A 23,760-nucleotide genomic window follows, 5' to 3' on the forward strand; every position below is an offset into this window, starting at 1 on the left:
GCCTAAAATTAAATCTCAATCTTAGAATTTGCAAATTCAGTAATCTTTTCAAGTACTTGCTCTATTGATAATTCAGTAGAATCAACAACAAGAGCGTCTTTTGCTGGTATTAAAGGCGCTACGCTGCGATTTGAGTCGCGCTCGTCACGAGCCTCTATGTCAGCCAAAAGGCGCAATATGCTAACATCATGACCAGATTTTTTCAACTGATTAAATCTACGGTTGGCGCGCTCTTGCGCGCTGGCAGTCAAGAATATTTTAACGTCAGCCTCAGGAAACACTATCGTGCCCATATCACGTCCATCAGCAACTAAGCCAGGGGCCTCTTTAAATGCTCGCTGACGGCGCAATAACGCTTCGCGAATGCTAGGAAGTGACGCCACTTTAGACGCTACTGAGCCCACCTCTTCGGTACGAATGTCGTCGCTTACATCTTCACCTTCTAAAATCACCTTACAGCCATGTTCAGCTGGCTCAAAGTTTACATCTAAGCCTGAAGCTAATGGCAATAGGCCTGCTTCGTCATTAGGGTCAATTTGATGATGGATAGAGGCGATAGCCAAAACACGATAGATCGCGCCACTGTCAAGGAAGTGCCAACCTAAACGATCGGCTAATAAGGTGCTTACAGTGCCCTTACCAGCTCCACTTGGGCCGTCTACGGTGATGACGGGAAATAATTGCATGCTCTCTCCTGAGCTAATGAAAATCGCGCGCAATTATACCCGTTGAATTTAGATAAGCAATGTAAGCAAGTTTACAATATTGTGACCGCTGTAAACAAAACACCTTGTTTACAGCGGTCAGTATTTTAGCCGCTGATCTGCTTTAACCGAGTAAAGTAATCAGGGAACGTTTTAGCGGTACAGTCAGGGTCGTTTATAGTGACAGGGGTATCACTCAAAGCAACCAGTGAAAAGCACATGGCAACGCGGTGATCATCATAGGTATCAATGTCTGTTTGGATCAACTGCTTAGGCGGCGTTATCGTAATGTAGTCGTGCCCTTCTATGACATCAGCTCCCACCTTACGTAGCTCGCATGCCATAGCGGCTAACCGGTCAGTTTCTTTCACACGCCAATTATAAATATTACGAATTGATGTTGTGCCTTCGGCAAATAATGCCGTTGTTGCGATCGTCATCGCGGCATCAGGAATGTGATTCATATCCATGTCAACCGCTGTCAAAGGCGCGCCCGTGACTTCAATGTAGTCGTCACCCCAAGTAATATTAGCGCCCATTTTTTCGAGTACATCGGCAAAGCGAATATCCCCTTGAATACTCTTTTTACCTACGCCAGTAACACGCACTGTGCCACCTTTAATCGCACCAGCGGCTAAAAAGTAGGAGGCTGATGATGCGTCGCCTTCAACCAGAAAGTCACCCGCAGCTTGATATTGCTGATTACCTTTAACAACAAAGCTTTGATAATCATTATTCACCACCTCGATACCAAATTGCGCCATAGTATTGAGCGTAATATCGATATAAGGCTTAGAAACCAACTCACCAACAATATTGATTTCAGTGTCAGATTCAAACAAAGGGGCAGCCATTAGCAGTGCCGTTAAAAATTGGCTCGATACAGTGCCTTCCACACTGATCTTTCCGCCTTTTAGCGCGCTGCCCTTCATTTTTAATGGTGGGTAGCCGTCATTTTTTAAATAGGTGATCTCCGCTCCTGCTTGGCGCAATGAGTCAACTAAAGCACCGATAGGACGCTCTTCCATTCTGGGCTCGCCCGTTAACTCGAATTCACCGTTTGATGTGGCTAGTACAGCGCATAGCGGGCGCATGGCTGTACCCGCGTTACCTAAAAATAAAGTCTGCGCAGTGTCAACGTTGAAACCTTGCCCTAGGCCTTTAACCCAACATTCTGTTTTGTCATCGGATAAACGATATTCAACACCCAATTGCGTTAACGCTTTTAGCATGTGGCGAATATCTTCACTGTCGAGCAAATTCGTTAGGTGCGTTTCACCTTTTGCAACAGCGGCAAGTAATAAAGCGCGATTAGATAAGCTTTTAGAACCTGGCACATTGACTGTGCCTGAAATGCTAGCTATCGGGTTAAGTAATAAAGGGGCGGAACGACTCATATTAACCGTTCCTCTTGGCGAAATCTTGCATGAAGCTAACCAAGGCTTGCACCCCTTCAATTGGCATCGCGTTGTAGATACTGGCACGCATGCCGCCAACAATACGATGGCCTTTTAACGCTTTTAGTCCAGCAGCTTCAGCTTCGGCTAAAAATTGTTTATCAAGCTCAGCATTTTTCAAATGAAAGGTAACGTTCATGCGAGAGCGGTATTCAGCAGCAACATTATTGGTGTAAAACGCTGAGTCATCAATGCACGCGTAAAGCAAATCAGATTTGGCTTTATTGCGCTCGGCCATTGCTTTGACTCCGCCTTGCTCTTTGAGCCATTTGAACACCAGCCCGGCTAAATACCAAGCAAACGTTGGCGGTGTGTTATACATAGAATCATGTTTAGCGATTATGGTGTAATCAAAAATCGCTGGGGTGACTGAGCGTGCTTTTTCAAGCAAGTCATCCCGTACAATCACAACAGATAAACCTGACGGACCAATATTTTTCTGCGCGCCAGCATAGATAACGCCGAACTTACTCACATCAATCGGTTGCGACAAAATGTTCGATGACATATCTGCTACTAACGGGATGTCCCCTGTTTCAGGTATCCAATTGATTTCAACGCCATCTACCGTTTCATTCGGACAGTAATGTACGTATGCAGCATCTGGGTTTTGTTTCCAGCTGTCCTGTGTAGGCATGACCACCAAGCCGTCTTCTTTGGTCGTAGTAGCGGCGATATTTACATTAACGTACTTTTGCGCTTCATCTACGGCACTTTTAGACCATGAACCGCTAACGATGTAATCTGCACTATCGCCCTCTTTAGACAAATTAAGAGGAACAGCAGAAAATTGCCCACGGCCACCACCATGAGTAAACAATACTTTGTAGTTATCAGGAATGCTCAATAAATCCCGCAGATCTTGCTCTGCCGTTTCGGCAAGTGCAATAAATTCTTTACTGCGGTGACTCATTTCCATCACCGAACAACCTTGGCTCTGCCAATTGATGAATTCACTTTGAGCTTGCTGCATTACAGCTTCGGGTAACATCGCCGGTCCGGCGCAAAAATTGTAAACCTTGGTCATTCTCTATTTTTCCGATACAAAAAGAGCGGCTAAGCCGCTCGTTTTAACAAACTGTAGGAAGCTAAGTAAGCGTGTCGCCTACTTTAGCTTCTACGGGCTTTATTCTTCGTTTTGAGGATCTTCATCCGTGGTGTTTTCCACGTCTGTTGCAGCGGCTTCGATTGTCTCGTCACCTTCGCTTAATGCCTCGAGCTCTTCTTCTAACTCTTCAACTTCGTCAATGCGTTGCAAACCAACAACATGCTCGTCTGCACCCGTGCGTATCAAACGTACACCTTGGGTATTACGACCAACAGTAGACACTTCGCCAACACGGGTACGTACGAGTGTACCTTGGTCACTGATAAGCATAATCTCATCGCTTTCGTTCACCTGCACTGCACCGACAACTTTACCGTTACGCTCAGATACCTTAATGGATACCACGCCTTGTGTAGCTCGGCTCTTCGCAGGGTAGTCTTCGACAGGTGTGCGCTTACCAAAGCCATTTTCTGTTGCCGTAAGGATCGCACCATCACCTTGAGGCACAATCAACGACACCACTCTTTGTCCTTCTTGTAAGCGAATACCGCGTACACCTGTTGCCGTTCTACCCATAGGGCGTAGCGCTAAGATTTCTTCACCAGTTTCAGGGTCAATTTTGACCGCACCGGTTTCTGAATCACGTGCTTTCTCGTTAAAGCGAACCACTTTACCCGCGTCAGAGAACAACATGATGTCACTGCTACCGTCAGTAATATCTACGCCAATCAACTCATCGCCGTCATTTAGATTAACCGCAATAATGCCGTTCGCACGAGGACGTGAATACTGCACCAAGGCAGTCTTCTTCACTGTTCCGTTGGCAGTTGCCATCAATACATATTTACCTTCTTCGAATTCTTGAATAGGTAAAATAGCGGTAATGCGTTCATTTTCTTCAAGCGGTAAAATATTAACGATTGGACGTCCACGCGCATTACGACTCGCCAATGGCAATTGATATACCTTCAGCCAGTACAGTCGGCCACGGGTAGAGAAACACAAAATGTGATCATGAGTGTTCGCCACTAACAGCTTCTCGATGAAATCTTCTTCTTTCATCTTGGTCGCTGACTTACCTTTACCACCACGACGCTGAGACTCGTAATCATTGAGTTTTTGATACTTAACATAGCCCTCACGAGATAGTGTCACCACTACTTCTTCACGCTCTATTAAATCTTCAATGTCTATATCATGTGACGCTGCGGTAATTTCCGTACGGCGTTCATCACCAAATTCATCACGAATTTTTTCAAGCTCTTCACGAATAACTTCCATCAAACGCTCAGGGCTGCCTAATATATGCAGCAATTCTGCAATCAGGTCTAATAACTCTTTGTACTCAGAAAGAATTTTTTCGTGTTCAAGACCCGTTAATTTATTCAAACGTAAGTCTAGGATCGCTTGCGCTTGCTGCTCTGTTAAATAGTACAGGCCATCACGGATACCAAACTCAGGCTCTAACCAGTCAGGACGTGCTGCATCATTACCTGCACGCTCAAGCATTTCAGATACATCACCTAGCTGCCAACCTTGCGCCGTCAAAGATATTTTGGCGTCAGAAGGGCTTTTTGACGCTTTAATCAATGCGATTATTGGGTCAATGTTAGCCAAGGCAATGGCTAAGCCTTCAAGGATATGGGCACGTTCGCGGGCTTTTTTCAGTTCGAAAACAGTACGGCGCGTCACCACTTCACGGCGATGCAGTACAAAAGCTTTTAGAATATCTAGTAGGTTAAATACTTTAGGCTGGGTTTTATCCAGCGCCACCATATTGATCCCGAACACGGTTTGCATTTGTGTTTGTGAATACAAATGGTTAAGTAGTACTTCCCCTGACTCATTACGTTTCACTTCAACAACAATACGCATGCCGTCTTTATCTGACTCATCACGTAAAGCAGAAATGCCTTCAATTTTCTTTTCTTTAACCAGCTCGGCGATTTTCTCAATCAGGCGCGCTTTGTTAACTTGATACGGGATCTCATGAACAATAATGGTCTCTTTACCATTATCTTCACGCTCAATCTCAGCACGGGCACGCATATATATTTTGCCGCGACCAGTGCGATAAGCTTCTTCTATTCCTTTACGACCACTAATAAAAGCAGCAGTTGGGAAATCTGGCCCAGGGATATACTCCATCAATTCTTCAATGGAAAGCTCAGGCTTATCAATTAACGCAATACATCCGTTTACCACTTCCGTTAAGTTGTGTGGCGGAATGTTTGTTGCCATACCAACCGCAATACCTGAGGAACCATTAATTAATAAGTTAGGTACTCTGGTGGGCAGTACATCAGGAATAAATTCAGTACCGTCATAGTTAGGAACGAAGTCGACGGTTTCTTTTTCTAAATCCGCTAATAATTCATGAGAAATTTTAGCCATACGGATTTCGGTGTAACGCATTGCCGCCGCTGAATCACCGTCAACTGAACCGAAGTTACCTTGGCCATCAACCAACATATAACGTAAAGAAAACGGTTGCGCCATACGTACAATCGTATCGTATACGGCCGAGTCTCCGTGTGGGTGGTATTTACCGATAACATCACCGACAACACGTGCCGATTTTTTGTAAGGTTTGTTGAAGTCGTTTTTCAGCTCGTTCATAGCGAACAAAACCCGGCGATGCACGGGCTTTAAGCCATCTCTTACATCAGGCAGCGCCCTGCCTACAATTACGCTCATGGCGTAATCAAGATAAGAATTTTTAAGTTCTTCTTCAATGTTAATAGGAAGAATTTCTTGGGCGTGATCAGTCATATACAGCCTTGTCCCTAGTCATTATTATTAGAAATAGAATTAGACATAAAATTTACAATCCGCGTCTGCGTATTTGAGCTAGGCCTCAAAATCGCAGTCAACGATTAACTCTGGAATTTCGTATTGTCGAGCCTTGGGATTCTAACACTGACCGCAAAAAATAAATAGATAGGATCCGCTCATATAGTAGCCAAAGACGCTAAAAAACCGCATATATTGCGCTAGCCAGCTTTAATACATGCTGGCTATAATAGCGAAATTCGAATTTTTGGACCGCAATATGAACTCAGCGCAAAATGTTGACCATCAAGAAATACAAAAATTTGCCGATTTGGCATCTCGTTGGTGGGACCTAAAAGGGGAATTTAAGCCCTTACATACAATCAACCCTCTTAGAACCGATTATATTGTACAGCGAACCCAAGGGCTTAGCGGCAAAAAGGTCATTGACGTGGGTTGCGGCGGCGGTATTTTAGCTGAAAGTATGGCTCGCGCTGGTGCTGATGTCACCGGAATTGATATGGGTGAAGCGCCGCTTGAAGTTGCGCGCTTGCACTGTCTCGAATCTGCGCTAAGCATAGATTATCAGCAATCAACTGCTGAAGAATTTGCCGATGCCCACTCAGGCCAGTTTGACGTAGTGACCTGCATGGAGATGCTTGAACATGTGCCAGACCCATCATCTGTGGTTGAAGCTTGCAGTCGATTAGTCAAACCTGGCGGCATGGTTTTTTTCTCAACACTCAATCGCAATATCAAATCCTATTTGATGGCAATAGTCGGTGCGGAGCACATTCTTAAACTGGTGCCAAAAGATACCCATAATCACGACAAATTTATTAAGCCGTCAGAATTATTAAATTGGGTTGATAGCACCCCTTTAATGGCAAAGCATATGACGGGTCTGCACGTTAGTCCATTGACGCAACAGTTCTATTTGTCTGACAAAAATGTTGATGTGAATTACATCGTACATTGTCAGCACAGTGCTGATGCTTAAGGTGTTGCCAAAACCCAAGGGGGTATTGTTCGATTTAGACGGCACCTTGCTAGATACCGCACGAGACTTAGGCAATGCGCTTAATTGGGTATTACAACAGCACGAAATGCCCGTCTGTGAATTTGATGTGTATCGCAATATTGCTTCAGATGGCTCTCAAGGCCTGCTGGAAATCGGTTTTGGTGAAAAACTAGCAGAATTTGATGTTGAAGCACTCAGAGCATTATTTCTCGATCGCTACGAGCAAGAGATTTGCATCGATACGGTTTCTTTTGACGGTATTAAGGAGTTACTCGCCCGTTTGGATGAAGATAATATTCCTTGGGGAATAGTGACCAACAAGCCTCAGTGGCTGACTGAGTTATTGCTACCGAATTTTGATGAATTTGCCAACTGCCAAGTTGTGATTAGTGGCGACACCTTAGCAAAACGTAAGCCCGATCCCTTGCCTCTTATTCATGCCGCAAAAATCATGCAAATTGCCCCAAGTGAATGTTGGTATATTGGTGATGCCAAGCGCGACATTGATGCGGCCATCGCCGCGAACATGACCAGCGTCGTTGCAAATTACGGTTATATAGGCCCGGAACATAGATCAGACACGTGGAACGCGGATCTGTACATAGATCAGCCGCAAGCCATGCTAAAACACCTTTGAAGGCAAACACGATATATAGTGGTTTTGCAAACAACAAGACACTATATATCGTGAAATTATAATAATTATTTTTTTCGATTAAAAAAGTTTAATGGAAAAAATTTCCTAAAAATGATCTTGCATTCCCTATACACGCAAAGTGAATAGACTTATTAGGTGAGTCATTACTAACATAATTTTAGGCCAGATTTGAACGCCTACAAAACCACCAGATGTGGGGTTGCAAAGGTATTCAAACCTCATTATCTTGTGGTTTATCGACAGGATGGTCGTTGTAAGAGTAGTTCCGCAACTTTCCCTCTTCGTCAAGCACTATTTCCACAGAAATGATGATGCTCATCGTTTCTACATTTTGTAAAAACTATAATCAAAACGGCGTATACATGAATAACAATCTCTTCGTTACCAAACGAACTGGCGAGCGCGAAAGCATTGACCTCGAAAAAATCCACAAAGTCATTACGTGGGCAGCCAAAGGCCTTAATAATGTGTCGGTTTCGCAAGTGGAAATTAAAGCGCACATTCAGTTCTACGATGGTATCAAAACAGAAGACATTCATGAGACGTTAATTCGTTCTGCTGCAGATCTTATCTCAACAGATGCACCGGATTATCAGTACTTAGCGGCACGTTTAGCCATATTCCATTTGCGCAAAAAAGCCTACGGCCAATTCGAGCCCCCTGCTCTATTCGCCCATGTTACGCAAATGATTGAAATGCAAAAATACGATCAACATTTATTGAGTGATTACAGCAAAGCTGAATTTCAAGAAATGGATGACTATATTGATCACTGGCGTGATATGGACTTCAGCTATGCAGCAGTCAAGCAGCTAGAAGGCAAATATCTTGTTCAAAACCGTGTAACCGGTGAAATTTACGAAAGCGCTCAGTTCCTTTATATCTTAGTGGCTGCTTGTTTGTTTGCTGATTATCCAAAAGACACACGTATGGATTACATCAAGCGCTTTTACGATGCGACTTCGAAGTTTAAAATATCACTGCCTACGCCGATTATGGCGGGTGTACGTACCCCAACTAGGCAGTTCAGTTCCTGCGTATTAATTGAAGCCGGTGATAGCCTTGATTCAATTAATGCTACCGCAAGCGCCATTGTAAAATACGTTAGTCAACGTGCCGGTATCGGCGTGAATGCTGGTCGTATCCGTGCATTAGGTAGCCCTATCCGTGGTGGTGAAGCTTTTCATACTGGCTGTATCCCTTTCTACAAGTATTTCCAAACAGCGGTTAAAAGTTGTTCACAAGGTGGGGTTCGCGGTGGTGCCGCAACACTTTTCTACCCACTTTGGCATATGGAAGTCGAATCACTGCTCGTATTGAAAAATAACCGTGGTGTGGAAGAAAACCGAGTGCGTCATTTAGATTACGGCGTACAATTCAACAAGTTGATGTACCAGCGCTTGATTAAAGATCAGCATATCAGCCTATTTAGCCCATCTGATGTGCCTGGTTTGTACGATGCATTCTTTGCCGACCAAGCTAAATTTGAAGAGTTGTACGTTAAGTACGAACAAGATGACAGCATCCGTAAGACGCAAGTCAAAGCGGTAGAACTATTTAGTTTATTCATGCAAGAGCGCGCAAGCACAGGTCGTATCTATTTGCAGAACGTGGATCACTGTAATACTCACAGTCCGTTTGACCCGAAGGTTGCCCCTATCCGTCAAAGCAACTTGTGTCTTGAAATCGCCCTACCGACTAAACCGTTAGAGCATGTTAATGATGAAAACGGTGAAATAGCCCTATGTACCTTGTCAGCGTTTAACTTAGGTGCAATTGAAAGTGTTGAAGATTTTGCAGAAATGGCTGACTTGGCTGTTCGCGCACTAGACAACTTACTCGATTATCAGGATTACCCTGTTCCTGCGGCATACAACGCTACTATGGGTCGTCGTACCCTAGGCATAGGCGTCATCAACTTTGCCTACTACCTCGCTAAAAACGGGGTTAAATACTCTGATGGCAGTGCCAATGGCTTGATTCACCGCACCTTTGAAGCGATGCAATACCACTTGATGCGTGCATCTTGTAACCTTGCAAAAGAAAAAGGCGCGTGTCCGAAGTTTGATGAAACAACATACTCTCAAGGCATCATGCCAATTGATACCTACAAAAAAGATTTAGATAAAATCTGTGACGAACCACTGCATTGTGATTGGGACAGCCTACGTGCTGACATCAAACAATACGGTTTGCGCAATAGTACCTTGTCTGCCTTGATGCCATCTGAAACTTCATCACAGATTTCAAATGCGACGAATGGCATTGAGCCACCCCGTGGCCATATCAGTGTTAAATCAAGTAAAGACGGCGTGTTAAAGCAAGTTGTGCCTGAGTACGAACGGTTAAAAGACAAATACGAATTATTGTGGGATCTACCATCAAACGATGGCTACTTGCAGTTAACAGGCATTATGCAAAAGTTTGTTGATCAAACCATTTCGGCTAACACCAGTTATGATCCAAACAAATACGACGGCGGCAAAGTACCTATGAAACTGTTGCTAAAAGATTTGCTTACCGCTTACCAGTTAGGTGTGAAAACCTTGTACTACCACAACACCCGTGATGGTGCAGCAGATACCTCACAGCAAGAACTGAAATCCGCTCAGTTTGTACCACAAGAAGCCGTCGTTGAAGAAGATGACGATTGTGCTGGCGGTGCGTGTAAAATATGACCACTGTGTTTTTGTAAAAGTATCATTTTTGTGGATAACTATACGTAAAAATATATAAAACATAGACTTAAGGGAAGTGTTTGACACTTCCCTTTTTTGTATTATTCTATTACATATTACCCCTGTGTTTATTTGGTATCATTTTGCGTTATAAAACTGAAAAAATTACCAATCCGAGATACGGCAACCAAACCTTGCCCATGCTGGTTGATACGCACAACCATTGCTTACCAGAACCTAGTGCGGCGATCTGGGGGTGGGATTTATGGCTATCCTCCAAATACAACACAACCCTCAATCGCCTAAATGATCTTTGCGTGTTCTATGAATACTGCGCTAATGAGCATCAAACGTTTTTCGAAGAAGCTGCCAAACTCAATATATTGACCAATCGCCAAGTCAATAACCTTGGTACTTTCCTACTGCACAATTTCAAATATGAGTTAGAGGACGGTGTAAGTATCGCCCCCTCGACTTACAACCGACGTATTGATTCCATCATTTTGTTTTTGAAGTTTCACTACAACCGTTATATTGAAAGGCTTGATGACTACGATAAGAAAGAACAAGTTCAAAAATCAGTGGATAGAGCTTGTGGCTGGATTGCAAAGAAACGTTACTCAAAAGCGCAAGTCGATAATGCTACTAAGCAGACAGAACCATTAAACAACGATGAAATAGACATCATCAAAAAGATAATACGCCCTTCTACTGACTCATTTACCAATGAAATCAATCCATTTCGACGTCAATTACAGGTGCGTAATGCTTGTGCCATACTGCTTTTATTGGAATTAGGATGTCGAGCATCCGAGTTAGTGCTCATTCGTTCAGATCAAGATCTAAAGCTAACGACAAATCCCACAGTCGTTATTCAATTTTCAGAAGACTCAGCGTTCAGAAACCGTAAAGATGGTGCGTCACATAAAACTCGCTTTAGAGAGCTTCCAATCAGTCGTGGTCTAGCAGCGCTCATTTTAGATTACCTAGAAGAACATCGTCCCTTTCTTAGAAAACCTTTTAAAGGGAGCCTAACGGAATATCTATTTATCAGCGAAAAAGATGGTGGTGCTCTGACAACGTCAGGGTTGGATTATATGATCACTAAAATATACCAAACAATCCCAAACCTTGCTGATGTCATTCACCCACACCGATTCCGTGTTACACGAGGCACAGAGTTACGAAGCAATATTGATACAAAATACGAAGACTCCAACTCCCCAATGACACAAGCGGGTGAAACACAGGATTTACTGACCACATGGGGCGGCTGGTCAACAACCAGTGATATGACAAGGCGATATACACAAGCCCACCTGCAACGAAAGATCAGTGATTATTTAAGAGGAAAGGAAGACTAAATGGCGCACGCACTATCGATTTATTTACCAGAGCAAGATAACGATCCTTATCAAGACCTATATGATGAAGTAGCTCGGTTAAATGGCGATTATGACCCATTTCCTGCCCAGTTCACCTCATTTCACGGTCAAAAAATCTCTATAAGAGAAAGCAATCAGCGGCTTAAAACTAAGCTCCAAATTATCAATGTTGGAAAGAGCAATCAAAATTACGCTCTCTCAGAGTCATACTCAGATTATCACTACCTAAACTACATAGCTGTAAAGTGCTGGATAGACTTCGCAATTGAACGTTCACCAGCATCCATCGGTCATTTATCATATGGATTTCAGGCTCTTAAAAGTATCAAATTATCAGATAAAGCTCTTAACAATGAACGTGCATTTTCTAAAGAAATTGCTTCAAACATATCTTCGATAATACAGAAAAACAAAGACAATCAAATGATTTGGCTGTCGATGCGAATGTTTGCAAATTACGCTATAGAAAATGCATATTGGGGCTTTGATGAAAATCTAATATTTAAACTGGATGAAATAAAAATCCCCAACTCTGGTGGGAAACTAAGAGTATCTCTTCTCGATCACGAAAACGGACCTTTTACTCGTACCGAAGTAGCACAAATAGCTCAAGCCATTCATCAAGAGAATGTTCCATTACAAACCCGTATTTGTTTTAAATTAGCAATGCAATTTGGCTTACGACCAATTCAATTAGCTCTGTTAAGAGAAGATGATGTTTATTACGACGACAAACTTTTAGCTTGGTTTATTAACATTCCCCGTGTAAAAGGTAGAACAGCGCAGCTTAGACGGAATAAGAACAACTTCGTATTACGAGAGTTACCAAGCCATCTAGCAGAGGATATCTCTGAACTAAACAAAACATATTCAGAAATCAATATGCTTGACCTCGAAGGCAATAGTCTTCCTCGTCCTCTTTTAAAAGCAGAAACGTGCCATTTAGAGTTATTAGGGCAGAAGAAATTAAAAGAATATGCTTGGCATCTGTACTCTAAAAACATCACTGAACTATTCAGATTTAGCAGAAGTTTGTTAAACATCCAGTCTCGCCATATAACTGATGACGACGGCAATCCCACTCCACTTAAGATCACCTGTTACCGCTTTCGCTATACACTCGGTACACGCATGGTCATGGAAGGAAAAACCCCTGAAGAAGTTGCAATAGCTTTGGATCACAGTACCGTTGCCAGTGTGCAGCATTACTTTCGATATAACCGAGACTTAATTGATTTTATCGACGACAGTTTCGAGTCATCTAACACCATCAAAAGTGCAGTTATGAGATGGCAAGGTTTCATCGTCGATGAAAACGATGGCAATGTCGAAGGTACTTTAATTAGGGTGAGTGACATTGCCAATCTTGGCAAATGTTTAAAGAAAACTCAATGCGAGATGCACCCTACAGTAAGTTGTTATAGCTGCTCTCGCTTCCGCCCCTTTAAAAATGCAGACCATGAAGCACAACTTAAGGTCATTGAAGCTGAGCGAGACTTCGTAAAAGCCAATTCATCAGGAGCAGTTTTACACCAACTTGATGAAGCATGGGAAGGCGCTATTCAAATTGTCGAAGCCATTAAATCAATGAAAGGCGAAGAGTAATGAATGGCGTAACGCAACTTGGGCAACATAAGTTCAATAAGCAACAGACTAGACTATTAGGCGCTGTAAAAGCATTAATTGAAGATGAATTGCCGACCTTTAAATCTATGCAAGATAATAAAACGTTGATCGGTGAATGGGACGACTTCTACTGGACTTATCAAAACAAGAATATCTACTTCACTAAGCGATATGATAATACTGGCGAATTAGTCACAGGCAAGACACCTGTTGAAGCTAGAGTCCCTATGGACGACATATGGTGTGATATAGCCAAACTTTACACTCTTATACATATCAAAAAAGGTAAGGCTAACAAGTCAATTGTCGCTTCGATTGCTGGCTGTTTCTGGCTTGCTGACCACTTCAATTACGACCTCGACAGCATAATTACCTTAAAACAAGCAGACATTGACGAACTTCCAAGTACGCTCGATAAGCACTTTGCAAAACGTTCTGTTTTTGAAAAATATAAAGAAACAGTCGCTTTTGTAAAAACCTTCTTAGTGCCAAAAAAGTTGTGTCCATCATTTGCTCCAAAAGTAAAGCTGGCTAATCCTGCCAACAAACAAAACGATGTCACAACCGAAGAATACCAAAAGCGAAGAGACAAAAAATTCAACGTTAATATAGACAAGTATATTGGTATCGCTAAACGTCGATTTGAAGCAGACCAAACACTTATATCTAAAGGGGAAGAACCCGCCCACCCTGTAATGAAATCTGGCTATGATGAACTTCGATTTTTAGCTATTCCATTCTTTATGGCCTTTGGGCTTCGTATCGGTGAAGTGTGCCGATTGCACAAAGACTGCATAGGATTTGATGAGACCAATGAACGCTGGTATTTGCGAGTTCTCACTGAAAAAGGAGAACTCGCTTCAGCACGCCCTGTCCCCTTGATGTGGCAAGAAATCATCCTCGAATCACATAAGCGTATTTTAGAAATTACAGCGCCATTTAGAGCACTGGCAAAAAGTATTGAGCAACATAGAGAACAAGCCGTTATTAACGTTTTACACTTCCCTGATAGGGACGAATACTTTAGTACAGCGCTTCAGGAAGCAGGCTATAAACCTTCGAGTTATTTTCTTAGAAGTGAGGTAGGCAAAACTGGTGAATTTCACACCTCTGGCTTGGGATTTAACAACCTCAGAGAAAAAGCACCCTATGCTGATGCCATTGTCGATAAAGTAACCATAAAAACATCACCTAATACTCCTAAAAACCTGAAAGTTGTAATTTCTAAAGAGGCGTTAAGTGAGATAGCAATGCAACGTTACAATGACATGCAAAAACAAGTCTATGAAAGTAATGATGATGGCGAAGATATTACAGAAGAAATCGTTTCTACCTCTTATGCTTTTAAAATGCCTTTCAGTGACTTTTTGTTTATAGCAAAAGAAGATACCTTTGATGGTGGCAGTAATTCTCACGGATTTTTACCATTACCGATGAGACCGAAATCATTTACTAGATGGCTAAAGAAAGATTCATCAAGAGCAAAAAGCCTTTTTCAGCGTTACGATGTTCGTGATGAGGATGGCAATATCGTCAATGTTGAATCACATCAGTTTAGGCACTGGCTAACCGACGCCATGAAACGCTCTGGTAAAAACGAAATGATGATCGACCTTTTTATGGGGCGCACCGCAGGTCAAACCCGAAACTACGATCATCGAACAGCTAAAGAGCGTGCCGAAGAAATACGTGAACGTTATCTATCTGAAGACTCCATTCCTGATGATGTGCTCGGCAGACGTATTAAACGCATGAGAGAAAACAATGTGTCACTTGACGAGATTGAAATGGCGCTTAGCCACACACTTTCAGTCGTCCATTTCACGCCTTGGGGAACCTGCAATCGAGACTTAGATGTTAGCCCTTGTGAGAAAGGCATGATGTGCTTAAGAAGCAACGATGGAGATGCCTGTCAGCATTTCGGCATAGACCCCAACGATGAAGAGGCCAAAGCATCTATTATCAATACCAAAACACATTATGAGAACCAGCTAAGTGTGCTGCTCCCAAACTACCAAGAGCTAAGTGAGACATTGAACAAACAGGAGCCGTTAGATCAACACGTTCAATACTGCATCGACATTATCAAAGGATGTGAAAATGCATTAATAGCCTATGAACGACAACGCAGTAATAACGATCAGATAATTGATATTGTTCAAGTCTACACACCTGAGGTAAACGATGGGTAAGCAACCTAATAAAAAAGATCCTAAATGGCTTGCTAATGCGCTTATGTCCCTTAAGTTTTTTGAGACAAGTCCAGAATACAAACATGAGTTCAAGCATGATTATTTTGCCTCGCAGTTAGGCATCAGCAAGCCCACATTGTACCGCTGTGACAAGTACATGAAAGAATTTCAGAGGGTAAAAGACTTACTCAAAGAATTAAAGGTCGATAAGTCGCTATCTGAAGGCGCACCGACCTCTGGTGATAATGAAAAAATAGCGAAACTTGAGGCAAAAGTAGCTGAGCAAGCCGAGACAATTTCTACGTTACAGTTAAGATTAAATGACTGCTATCAAATACTTGAAGACCAAGGTATTGATCCCGAGTTCGTTTACCCTAAGCGCCTGAAAAAACATAAGGAGGCGTAAATGAGTAACCCCAAAGCTATAGAAAACTATGAACGGTTTCTCGCTTTTGTTGAAGCCCGATTCAATGAAGCCGACTGGGAAGACTTTGTGTTGCCCAACAGACTAGATCTCAATAAAAAAATGATCGCCAGAGAATGTGAGTTTGACCGAAAACGAATTACCGAAAACTCAAAGATCAAAGCCAAATATAATGAAGTTAAGGCTGATTTAATTGTAAAAGGCATCTTGATTGAAGATAACAGAACGCCTTCCGAGCAATACTCGGCTAAAGCAACTACTGGCAAATCCAGCGTTGATAAGCGTATGCTGAAAAAATCTCAAGAAACCAATGCAGCACTTGAAGAACAATTATATAAAACCACAAAAGAGCTAGAAGAAGCTAAAGCCAAACTCAAACGACTGAACGCAATTGAAGACCACTTATTAGCGACTGGGCGGCTTTAATGAGTGTGTTTGATGGTGAGCTACAAATACGCAAAATAAGACGTCGTGGTGGCATCGGTGGCGTTATATTTTCAGCCGTTGCTGTCGGTAGTAATCAACGTTTCGTCGTAAAAGCCAACCACCAAATTGCTCGCTCCCCTAGCCTTTTTAAAGAGATGCACATCTGGCATGTAAAAGGCCAAGTCGAGCAAACACCTATCAAGTGGAAAGATGGCACCACAGCGATTGAGAAAACCATCACACCGACTAAAATGGACTTTGTTAAAGCCGCCCATGAAAACCTAAAGCGCTTATTGGCGGAGTCACCAGACTTTAAAGGTATTAGCGAGATCAAAGCGGAAAAGCTTGTCACCTTCTTTGGCGACACCCTGTACGACATAGCTCGAAATAAGGATATTAAACGTTTATTGCCAATTGTGGGTCAGGAAGTGGCTCAGCGAATCATTGATGGGCTAAACCAATACGAAAAACTAGGCGCACTACGTCTACTTGATGAGTTAGGCGTGCCACCTCATATCGGCGATTCGGTCATCACTATATGGGAACATCAAGCGTATGAACAGATCAGAAAGAATCCGTATTTCTTAACCGCATTCATGGCGGACTTATCGGCAATCGATGCCTACGCCCTAGACCGTCTAAAAATGAAAGATGATGCGCCTGAACGCCTTATCGCTTATGCAAAACAAGTGATGTTTAATGGCTTTAACTCAGGTAATACCTGCCTTGAAACATCTAAAGTAAAATATCAACTAAACCGTATGCTTGGCAAAGCACTTGGCACAAAGGCGTTTGACGAAGCTGTTGAACAAGGCGAATTGGAATTTCACGACAACCTTGTGCAAGTAAAAAGCATGGATATTGTTGAATCTTCGGTTGCCAACATCATCAAGCATTTAAGTGAACAATCGTTTAGCCAAGCCCTTGCTAAACGAGTTGATAGCGTTATCGACACCTTTGAGCTAGGCGTAGGCTTTTCACTAACGGAGCAACAACGAAATGCCGTCCTGCAATGCTGCACTCATTCTATCGCTCTACTCACGGGTGGTGCAGGGTGTGGTAAGACAACCGTGATAGAAGCCATTTGCTACACCCTAGAGAGCTTAAATCAAACTAAGCAAGTCATTCTCATGGCGTTAGCAGGAAAAGCCGCACAGCGCATTACAGAGGCGACAGGCAGAGAAGCAATGACCATAGCTGGCTTCATGCATAATGTAAAACCAGAAGACATTGACAACGACGCGGTGATTATCGTCGATGAAGCCTCTATGGTGGATATTTTGTCGTTACTTAAGGTATTAAAGCGTGTACCAAAACGTGGGCGTATTATTTTAACGGGTGACCAAGAGCAGTTGTCACCTGTCGGTGTTGGGCTTGGCCTACATGTGTTGGTCAACCTCCACTTGCCAAACCCACACTTAACCGTTGTTAAACGGCAGTCGGAAAGTTCTGGTATTCCAAACATTGCCTCTACGATCCGCAACTACCCATCAAACAAAATTGAAGTACCATTTACACCCTATCAAGGTTTAGGCAGTGGTGTTAGCTTTATCGATTGTGAGCCTAGCAACATTGAAGCAACGTGCATGAAAGTTTATCGAGAACTTGGCGGTGATGGCTCAAATGATAGCGTTGTATTGCTTTCGTCCGTTAAGCACCAAGAAGGCGGCGTGGTTAATCTTAATAGTCATGTTTACGATGAGTTTGCCCTCGGTGAAAAGCTAACGCTAGAGCACACTGAGTTTGGCAATGTAAACCATAACATTGATGGCAGGCCACTTAAGGTTGGAGAGATGGTCATGTTCACTCGTAATGACTATAAAAAGGATATTCGTAATGGCTCAGTTGGTAAAGTATTAAGCTTCGGTGATGAAGACGTAATCATTGACTTTGAAGGTAATATCGTTGTTCTAGCCCTTAACGATTTAGTCAATATAGAGCGAGCTTATGCGATGACCGTTCATAAGTCTCAAGGCTCTCAGTATGAGCGTGTCATTGTCGTAATTAAAAATAGCAGAAATATTGATAGGCACTTGCTTTACACCGCAGCGACAAGAGCTAAAAAGCAAGCAATTTTCGTCGGTTGTCGATGTACATTTTATTCTGCATTACTGAAGTCTAATGCATTAAATCGGCGAACCCTTCTCCACAACCACTTTGAACGTGTTGCAGATAATCGATAGGGTCACCGTTACAAATTTTACTATAACGATAAAAGCAGCATAGATGTAAAATGAAATGAGAATTTACCAAAATTAGGCCATATTATGCCAAACCGAACTATTAGCAAACTGGCAAAAGAAGTTGGGGTGAATGTCGAAACTATCCGCTTTTACGAGCGCGAAAGTTTAATTGAACAACCCGAAAAGCCAGAAACAGGCTACCGACATTACTCTGATGAAATAGTTAATAGAGTTAGATTCATTAAACGTACCCAAGAATTAGGTTTTTCTTTAAAAGAGATTGAGAATCTACTCAAATTAAACGACTCCCCATGCAGCCTAGTTCAAGATTTGGCTGAAGCCAAGCTAGAATCTGTTGCCGATAAGATAAGTGATTTAAAAAAGTTACAAATGGCGTTAACTGAATTGGTAGGTCTATGTCATTCTAATGCCGATAAAAATACTTGCCCAGTCATAGACTCACTTCAACCGAATTCGAAGTAACAAAAAACTCTTGACTCCGTACCCAAGTACGGCGCTTATACTCCAGTCAAGTTCAAAGACTGGAGTATGACAAATTGAACCGAGATTCAAACTTACCTTTGATTAGTGGGGTAATTGCTGCCATTGGTGCAGGATTATGCTGTGCAGGACCGTTGGTTTTGCTTTTACTTGGCATTAGCGGTTCTTGGATAAGTAACCTAACGCTATTAGAGCCATACAGACCAGTCTTTATAGTTTTGGTTATTGCTGCATTTGCGTTCGCAGGCTGGAAAGTTCATCGACCTATCGAAAAATGTGAGCAAGGCACTGCATGTGCAATTCCAAAAACAAGAAAACGCAGACAAGTCACTTTTTGGGTATCAGCATTAGTCGCACTTGTCCTTGTGACGAGTAATTACTGGATTATTTGGTTTGTGTAAGTTTTTGAAAAATATTTAATACGGAGAATATCATTATGAAAAAATTAATAATTTGTTTATTACTTAGCGTGTCGGCGGCGTCTGTGGTTGCAAAAGAACAAACGGTTACGCTGGAAGTTCCTACCATGAACTGTGTGACCTGTCCGATTACCGTTAAAAAAGCGTTAGAAAACGTTGATGGGGTGAAACTCGCCAAAGTATCGTATGACACTAAATTAGCGTTGGTAACATTTGATGACGAAAAGGCCACCATCAAAGCACTCACTGATGCCACAACGAATGCGGGCTACCCATCCAAGAAAGTTAAATAGTCTTAAGAAGAAACTACTGAATATAACCACGCGTTTCGGAGAAAAAGCAGGCGCTATTGGAGCGCTCGTATCCGCGATGGGGTGTGCGATGTGTTTCCCTGCAATTGCGAGTTTAGGCGCTGCAATTGGTATGGGATTCCTGAGTCAGTGGGAAGGACTGTTTATCAATACCTTATTGCCCTTTTTTGCTTGGGTTGTACTTGTACTAAATGGTTTAGGGTGGCTGAGTCATAAACAATGGCGACGAAGCGCCATCGGAATGATAGCTCCCGTCCTTTTACTATTGTCTTTGTACCCTTGGTTTAAATATGGGTGGAGTACATACGTTACCTATTCAGCACTGGGGTTAATGGTTTTGGTATCGCTGTGGGATATATTTTCACCTGCTTACCATCGCTGTGATGACACATGCGACACAACTGACAATATTGACACTAAGGAGTTAAAATGATCAAGTTAAGTATTCAAGGCATGACATGCCCCAGTTGTGCACCAAAGGTTCACAATAAAATAATCAAACTAGATGGCGTACTTGACGTGTCTGTCTCTTATGCTGAGAGTTTAGTCTCTATCACTCCATCAGAAGATTTTAACGTCCAGAGTGCGATTGACGCCCTAGAATCAGAGGGCTACCAAGCTTATATAGAGGCGAATTCTTGTTATACATCTGATCAGTTTGTGTCAAATAAAAAAGATCTGCATGTTGCCATTATCGGCAGTGGTTCTGGCGCATTCGCTTGTGCAACCAAGGCGGCTGAAGGTGGCGCAAAAGTTACCATCATTGAAGGAGCTGACGTTATAGGTGGCTGCTGCGTAAATGTTGGATGTGTGCCATCAAAAATATTGATCAGAGCCGCACAACTCGCAGAGCAGCAACGTAACAATCCATTTGAAGGTCTTGAAAATCACCAGCCACAATTAAATCGAGCCTTATTGTCGCAGCAACAATCGGCACGTGTTGAGGAGTTGAGACATGCTAAATACCAGAACATCTTAGATACAAACCCTTCCCTGAGTCTTATCAAAGGTTATGCACGCTTTAAAAACGCCAACACACTGATTATTGATAAACCAGACGGTGATCAACAAGAAATTAGTGCGGATAGAATCTTAATTGCTACGGGATCTACTCCTACCATTCCAGCAATCAATGGATTGAACGATACGCCTTTTTGGACATCCACCGAAGCACTGTTTGCATCTGATTTACCAGAGCATTTGGTTGTTATTGGTTCATCGGTAGTAGCACTGGAAATTGCTCAGGCTTATCGTCGATTGGGTTCTGAAGTCACGGTGCTTGCAAGGCATACCTTACTGTATAGAGAAGACCCGCTGTTAGGTGAAGAGTTGGAGAAGTGCTTCAAAAAAGAAGGCGTCAATGTTCTTACCGATACGAGTGCCAATAACATTGCCCATGATGGTAAACACTTTATTATCGATTCAAACAACGGTCGAATTACCTCTGACAAACTACTTGTATCTACGGGACGTCATGCAAACACTGAAAAGCTCAACCTAAAAGCTGCTGGTATTCAAGTTACCGAGCTAGGCGAAGTAATGGTCGATGCAAAAATGCAAACGAATGTCGAAGGAATATATGCTGCTGGTGACTGTTCAAACATGCCACAATTTGTTTATGTAGCGGCAGCCGCAGGCAGCCGAGCAGGAACGAATATGACTGGTGGTGACGTGAGTTTAGATCTATCGACAATGCCTGCCGTTATTTTTACCGATCCCCAAGTAGCCACGGTAGGATTCACTGAAGCTCATGCGAAACAGCAAGATATCGATACGATAAGTCGGGTGTTACCAATGGAAAATGTGCCTAGAGCGCTAGCAAACTTTGAAACGGATGGATTTATAAAATTAGTTGCAGAGGAATCCACAGGTACGCTGATAGGCGCACAAATATTGGCTCATGAAGGTGGTGAGCTTATTCAAAGTGCAGCCATTGCCATTCACAATAAGATGACAGTTGCAGAACTAGCAGGACAACTATTTCCATACCTGACAATGGTAGAGGGATTGAAACTATGCGCTCAAACCTTTCATAAAGACGTATCTGAATTATCCTGTTGCGCAGCTTAATCGCTATCCCAAACAAGTTGGAGCTAGCGCTTACACTAGCTCCCTTTTTATTCAACAATCATAGCAAACACCTTCTGTTACTCCTTATCTCAGACGTGTAATTTGGCAACGCTAAATTCAACTCTTCCCTAAGATACTGATAAATCGCCCTATTATTTTCGATGAGATTTAACGCTACGGGATGAACTAAAACAGGCTAAATATGATAGTATAAAATAACGAATTGAACTTAGTAGGAAAGCCTACAAAAGCCTATTTTTGATAGCCTTTTTAATGATACTTATTTATACTGATAGAAAAAAATTTGAGGTTCAAGTTATGTTTGTGAAGAGTGCGAGAAATAACAAGAGCTACAACCAACCCACCCACTAAGTGATACTAAAAAACACAAGACATAATAAAATTTAATCTTTTTTGAGCCCTTTAGCGTAACGCTAAAGGGCTAATTCAACTCAATATGGTCTGCTAACACTCATGAAATACACAACGTTTAATCAAATCAATAACGACCCTTTGCATGAACCTATGTTTTTCGGCAATCCGGTCAACGTTGCCCGTTATGATCAACAAAAACACAGTATTTTTGAAAAACTTATCGAAAAACAAATCAGCTTTTTCTGGCGCCCTGAAGAAGTCGATGTCAGCAAAGACAGAGTGGATTTTCAAAAGCTGAGTGAATCAGAAAAGCACATTTTTATTTCTAATTTGAAGTACCAAACCTTGTTGGACTCTATTCAAGGTCGTAGCCCAAATATTGCCTTCTTACCGATTATCTCTATCCCTGAGCTAGAAACGTGGACTGAAACATGGTCATTTTTTGAAACCATTCACTCACGTTCATATACGCATATTTTGCGTAATTTATTTGGTGACCCAAGCAGCATATTTGCCGATATCGTGGAAAATGAACAAATCAAAAAACGCGCCGCTGATATTTCAAAATACTACGACGATTTGATTTTTTACACTCAGCTATGGCAAACCCTAGGCGAAGGTACCCACAACATTAATGGTGAAGAGCACGTGGTTACCATGCGCTCATTAAAGGTCAAACTGTTCTTGTGCATGAATTCAGTTAATGCGTTAGAAGCCATTCGTTTTTATGTGTCATTTGCCTGTACATTTGCCTTTGCAGAACGAGAATTAATGGAAGGTAACTCAAAAATTATTCGCCTGATTTCTCGTGATGAAAACCTACATTTGACATCGACTCAGCACATATTAAACCTATGGGCTAAAGGAAAAGACGACCCAGAAATGGCTGAAATCGCCATTGAGTACAAACAACAAGCCACGGATATTTTCCTTGATGCAGTCAATCAAGAAAAAGAATGGGCAGAGTACTTGTTCCAGAACGGTTCGATGATCGGTTTAAATAAAGATATTTTGTGCCAATACGTTGAGTTTATTGCCAACCACAGAATGTCAGCTATAGGCTTAGGTCAACCTTTTGATATTAAAAATAACCCCTTACCTTGGATGAACAACTACTTGAATTCAGACAATGTACAGGTTGCACCACAAGAGTCTGAAATCAGTTCATATCTTGTTGGCCAAATCGACTCAGAAGTAGGCAGTAACGACTTCGATGAGTTCGAGCTATAGTGTGCAAAAAAGTCACGGTTGTTGAACACGACCCAGACGCCCCCAATGAGCAAACGATATCGTTTGCTCATAACAATCTTCTCGACTGCTTGCTCAACAATAATATTGCTAAAGAGTACCACTGCAAAGAGGGTTTTTGCGGTGCGTGTAGAACCCAGTTAGTTGAAGGCGAAGTAGAATACCTACTTGACCCACTCGCGTTTATCGACGACGGAGAAATATTGGCCTGCTGCTGTAAGCCCTTAGGTAATATAAAAATAAAGGCTTAATCAAAAACCGC

20 protein-coding genes are annotated in these 23,760 nt (G+C 42.3%); 16 read left to right on the plus strand and 4 right to left on the minus strand.

Features of this window, described 5'->3' with window-relative positions; genetic code table 11:
* Positions 1-8 precede the first annotated feature (8 nt).
* The 4 genes from cmk to gyrA form a co-directional block, all read right to left on the minus strand.
* Complete coding sequence (cmk, locus tag GCHA_RS07060) at positions 9-686, minus strand: (d)CMP kinase (RefSeq protein WP_007986551.1); 678 nt, start codon at positions 684-686, stop codon at positions 9-11.
* A 125-nt stretch (positions 687-811) separates the two neighbouring features.
* The gene (aroA, locus tag GCHA_RS07065; RefSeq protein WP_007986553.1) at positions 812-2,101 is read right to left on the minus strand and encodes a 3-phosphoshikimate 1-carboxyvinyltransferase; all 1,290 of its coding nucleotides are present in this window, start codon (positions 2,099-2,101) and stop codon (positions 812-814) included.
* A 1-nt stretch (position 2,102) separates the two neighbouring features.
* On the minus strand, positions 2,103-3,188 hold the full coding sequence (gene serC / locus GCHA_RS07070; protein WP_007986554.1) for a 3-phosphoserine/phosphohydroxythreonine transaminase: 1,086 nt from the start codon (positions 3,186-3,188) through the stop codon (positions 2,103-2,105).
* A gap of 99 nt (positions 3,189-3,287) precedes the next feature.
* Positions 3,288-5,981: a DNA topoisomerase (ATP-hydrolyzing) subunit A gene (gene gyrA, locus GCHA_RS07075; RefSeq protein WP_007986556.1), complete on the minus strand. Its 2,694-nt coding sequence runs from the start codon at positions 5,979-5,981 to the stop codon at positions 3,288-3,290.
* A gap of 280 nt (positions 5,982-6,261) precedes the next feature.
* Between gyrA and ubiG the strand changes: the two genes are divergently transcribed.
* From ubiG to yfaE, 16 genes are all read left to right on the plus strand, one after another.
* Positions 6,262-6,981 (plus strand): bifunctional 2-polyprenyl-6-hydroxyphenol methylase/3-demethylubiquinol 3-O-methyltransferase UbiG, encoded by a 720-nt coding sequence (gene ubiG, locus GCHA_RS07080; protein ID WP_007986559.1) that lies wholly within the window; start codon positions 6,262-6,264, stop codon positions 6,979-6,981.
* Positions 6,974-7,639 (plus strand): HAD family hydrolase, encoded by a 666-nt coding sequence (locus tag GCHA_RS07085; RefSeq protein ID WP_007986560.1) that lies wholly within the window; start codon positions 6,974-6,976, stop codon positions 7,637-7,639. The genes ubiG and GCHA_RS07085 overlap by 8 nt, the downstream gene beginning before the upstream one ends.
* Before the next feature lie 383 nt (positions 7,640-8,022).
* Positions 8,023-10,338, plus strand: coding sequence for a class 1a ribonucleoside-diphosphate reductase subunit alpha (gene nrdA / locus GCHA_RS07090; protein WP_008305934.1), 2,316 nt, complete (start codon positions 8,023-8,025; stop codon positions 10,336-10,338).
* A gap of 143 nt (positions 10,339-10,481) precedes the next feature.
* Positions 10,482-11,702 carry a tyrosine-type recombinase/integrase gene (locus GCHA_RS07095; RefSeq protein ID WP_153810705.1) on the plus strand — a complete coding sequence of 407 codons (1,221 nt, stop codon included), beginning with the start codon at positions 10,482-10,484 and terminating at the stop codon, positions 11,700-11,702.
* Entirely contained in the window at positions 11,703-13,328 is a 1,626-nt protein-coding gene (locus GCHA_RS07100) for a site-specific integrase (RefSeq protein ID WP_007986566.1), read from the plus strand.
* Positions 13,328-15,541, plus strand: coding sequence for a hypothetical protein (locus GCHA_RS07105; protein WP_007986567.1), 2,214 nt, complete (start codon positions 13,328-13,330; stop codon positions 15,539-15,541). Before GCHA_RS07100 ends, GCHA_RS07105 begins: the two co-directional genes overlap by 1 nt.
* The gene (locus GCHA_RS07110; RefSeq protein ID WP_007986569.1) at positions 15,534-15,947 is read left to right on the plus strand and encodes a hypothetical protein; all 414 of its coding nucleotides are present in this window, start codon (positions 15,534-15,536) and stop codon (positions 15,945-15,947) included. The genes GCHA_RS07105 and GCHA_RS07110 overlap by 8 nt, the downstream gene beginning before the upstream one ends.
* A complete protein-coding gene (locus tag GCHA_RS07115) occupies positions 15,948-16,391 on the plus strand; it encodes a VPA1267 family protein (protein WP_007986571.1) in 444 nt (147 codons plus the stop codon). It begins immediately after the preceding gene.
* Entirely contained in the window at positions 16,391-18,574 is a 2,184-nt protein-coding gene (locus GCHA_RS07120; protein WP_007986573.1) for an AAA family ATPase, read from the plus strand. Before GCHA_RS07115 ends, GCHA_RS07120 begins: the two co-directional genes overlap by 1 nt.
* Before the next feature lie 84 nt (positions 18,575-18,658).
* A complete protein-coding gene (gene merR, locus GCHA_RS07125; RefSeq protein WP_007986575.1) occupies positions 18,659-19,057 on the plus strand; it encodes a mercury resistance transcriptional regulator MerR in 399 nt (132 codons plus the stop codon).
* A 74-nt stretch (positions 19,058-19,131) separates the two neighbouring features.
* Complete coding sequence (locus GCHA_RS07130) at positions 19,132-19,476, plus strand: mercuric transporter MerT family protein (RefSeq protein ID WP_039992194.1); 345 nt, start codon at positions 19,132-19,134, stop codon at positions 19,474-19,476.
* Between the two features lie 35 nt (positions 19,477-19,511).
* Complete coding sequence (gene merP, locus GCHA_RS07135; protein ID WP_007986578.1) at positions 19,512-19,787, plus strand: mercury resistance system periplasmic binding protein MerP; 276 nt, start codon at positions 19,512-19,514, stop codon at positions 19,785-19,787.
* Positions 19,744-20,238 (plus strand): organomercurial transporter MerC, encoded by a 495-nt coding sequence (merC, locus tag GCHA_RS07140; RefSeq protein ID WP_007986580.1) that lies wholly within the window; start codon positions 19,744-19,746, stop codon positions 20,236-20,238. The genes merP and merC overlap by 44 nt, the downstream gene beginning before the upstream one ends.
* Positions 20,235-21,875: a mercury(II) reductase gene (gene merA, locus GCHA_RS07145; protein WP_007986582.1), complete on the plus strand. Its 1,641-nt coding sequence runs from the start codon at positions 20,235-20,237 to the stop codon at positions 21,873-21,875. The genes merC and merA overlap by 4 nt, the downstream gene beginning before the upstream one ends.
* A 474-nt stretch (positions 21,876-22,349) precedes the next feature.
* Positions 22,350-23,480, plus strand: a complete 1,131-nt coding sequence (nrdB, locus tag GCHA_RS07150) for a class Ia ribonucleoside-diphosphate reductase subunit beta (protein ID WP_007986584.1) — start codon at positions 22,350-22,352, stop codon at positions 23,478-23,480.
* A complete protein-coding gene (gene yfaE / locus GCHA_RS07155) occupies positions 23,480-23,749 on the plus strand; it encodes a class I ribonucleotide reductase maintenance protein YfaE (RefSeq protein ID WP_007986587.1) in 270 nt (89 codons plus the stop codon). Before nrdB ends, yfaE begins: the two co-directional genes overlap by 1 nt.
* Positions 23,750-23,760 lie beyond the last annotated feature (11 nt).

This window comes from Paraglaciecola chathamensis S18K6 (assembly GCA_000314955.1).
GTDB lineage: Bacteria > Pseudomonadota > Gammaproteobacteria > Enterobacterales > Alteromonadaceae > Paraglaciecola > Paraglaciecola chathamensis.

Bases quoted from the DNA above. Each gene is read 5' to 3' on its own strand.
- merC (WP_007986580.1), top strand. From the start codon at position 19,744: ATGCCACAACGAATGCGGGCTACCCATCCAAGAAAGTTAAATAGTCTT.
- merR (WP_007986575.1), top strand. From the start codon at position 18,659: ATGCCAAACCGAACTATTAGCAAACTGGCAAAAGAAGTTGGGGTGAAT.
- ubiG (WP_007986559.1), top strand. From the start codon at position 6,262: ATGAACTCAGCGCAAAATGTTGACCATCAAGAAATACAAAAATTTGCC.
- gyrA (WP_007986556.1), bottom strand. From the start codon at position 5,981: ATGACTGATCACGCCCAAGAAATTCTTCCTATTAACATTGAAGAAGAA.
- GCHA_RS07115 (WP_007986571.1), top strand. From the start codon at position 15,948: ATGAGTAACCCCAAAGCTATAGAAAACTATGAACGGTTTCTCGCTTTT.
- merA (WP_007986582.1), top strand. From the start codon at position 20,235: ATGATCAAGTTAAGTATTCAAGGCATGACATGCCCCAGTTGTGCACCA.
- GCHA_RS07085 (WP_007986560.1), top strand. From the start codon at position 6,974: ATGCTTAAGGTGTTGCCAAAACCCAAGGGGGTATTGTTCGATTTAGAC.
- GCHA_RS07105 (WP_007986567.1), top strand. From the start codon at position 13,328: ATGAATGGCGTAACGCAACTTGGGCAACATAAGTTCAATAAGCAACAG.
- merP (WP_007986578.1), top strand. From the start codon at position 19,512: ATGAAAAAATTAATAATTTGTTTATTACTTAGCGTGTCGGCGGCGTCT.
- GCHA_RS07120 (WP_007986573.1), top strand. From the start codon at position 16,391: ATGAGTGTGTTTGATGGTGAGCTACAAATACGCAAAATAAGACGTCGT.
- nrdA (WP_008305934.1), top strand. From the start codon at position 8,023: ATGAATAACAATCTCTTCGTTACCAAACGAACTGGCGAGCGCGAAAGC.
- GCHA_RS07100 (WP_007986566.1), top strand. From the start codon at position 11,703: ATGGCGCACGCACTATCGATTTATTTACCAGAGCAAGATAACGATCCT.
- nrdB (WP_007986584.1), top strand. From the start codon at position 22,350: ATGAAATACACAACGTTTAATCAAATCAATAACGACCCTTTGCATGAA.
- cmk (WP_007986551.1), bottom strand. From the start codon at position 686: ATGCAATTATTTCCCGTCATCACCGTAGACGGCCCAAGTGGAGCTGGT.
- serC (WP_007986554.1), bottom strand. From the start codon at position 3,188: ATGACCAAGGTTTACAATTTTTGCGCCGGACCGGCGATGTTACCCGAA.
- aroA (WP_007986553.1), bottom strand. From the start codon at position 2,101: ATGAGTCGTTCCGCCCCTTTATTACTTAACCCGATAGCTAGCATTTCA.
- GCHA_RS07110 (WP_007986569.1), top strand. From the start codon at position 15,534: ATGGGTAAGCAACCTAATAAAAAAGATCCTAAATGGCTTGCTAATGCG.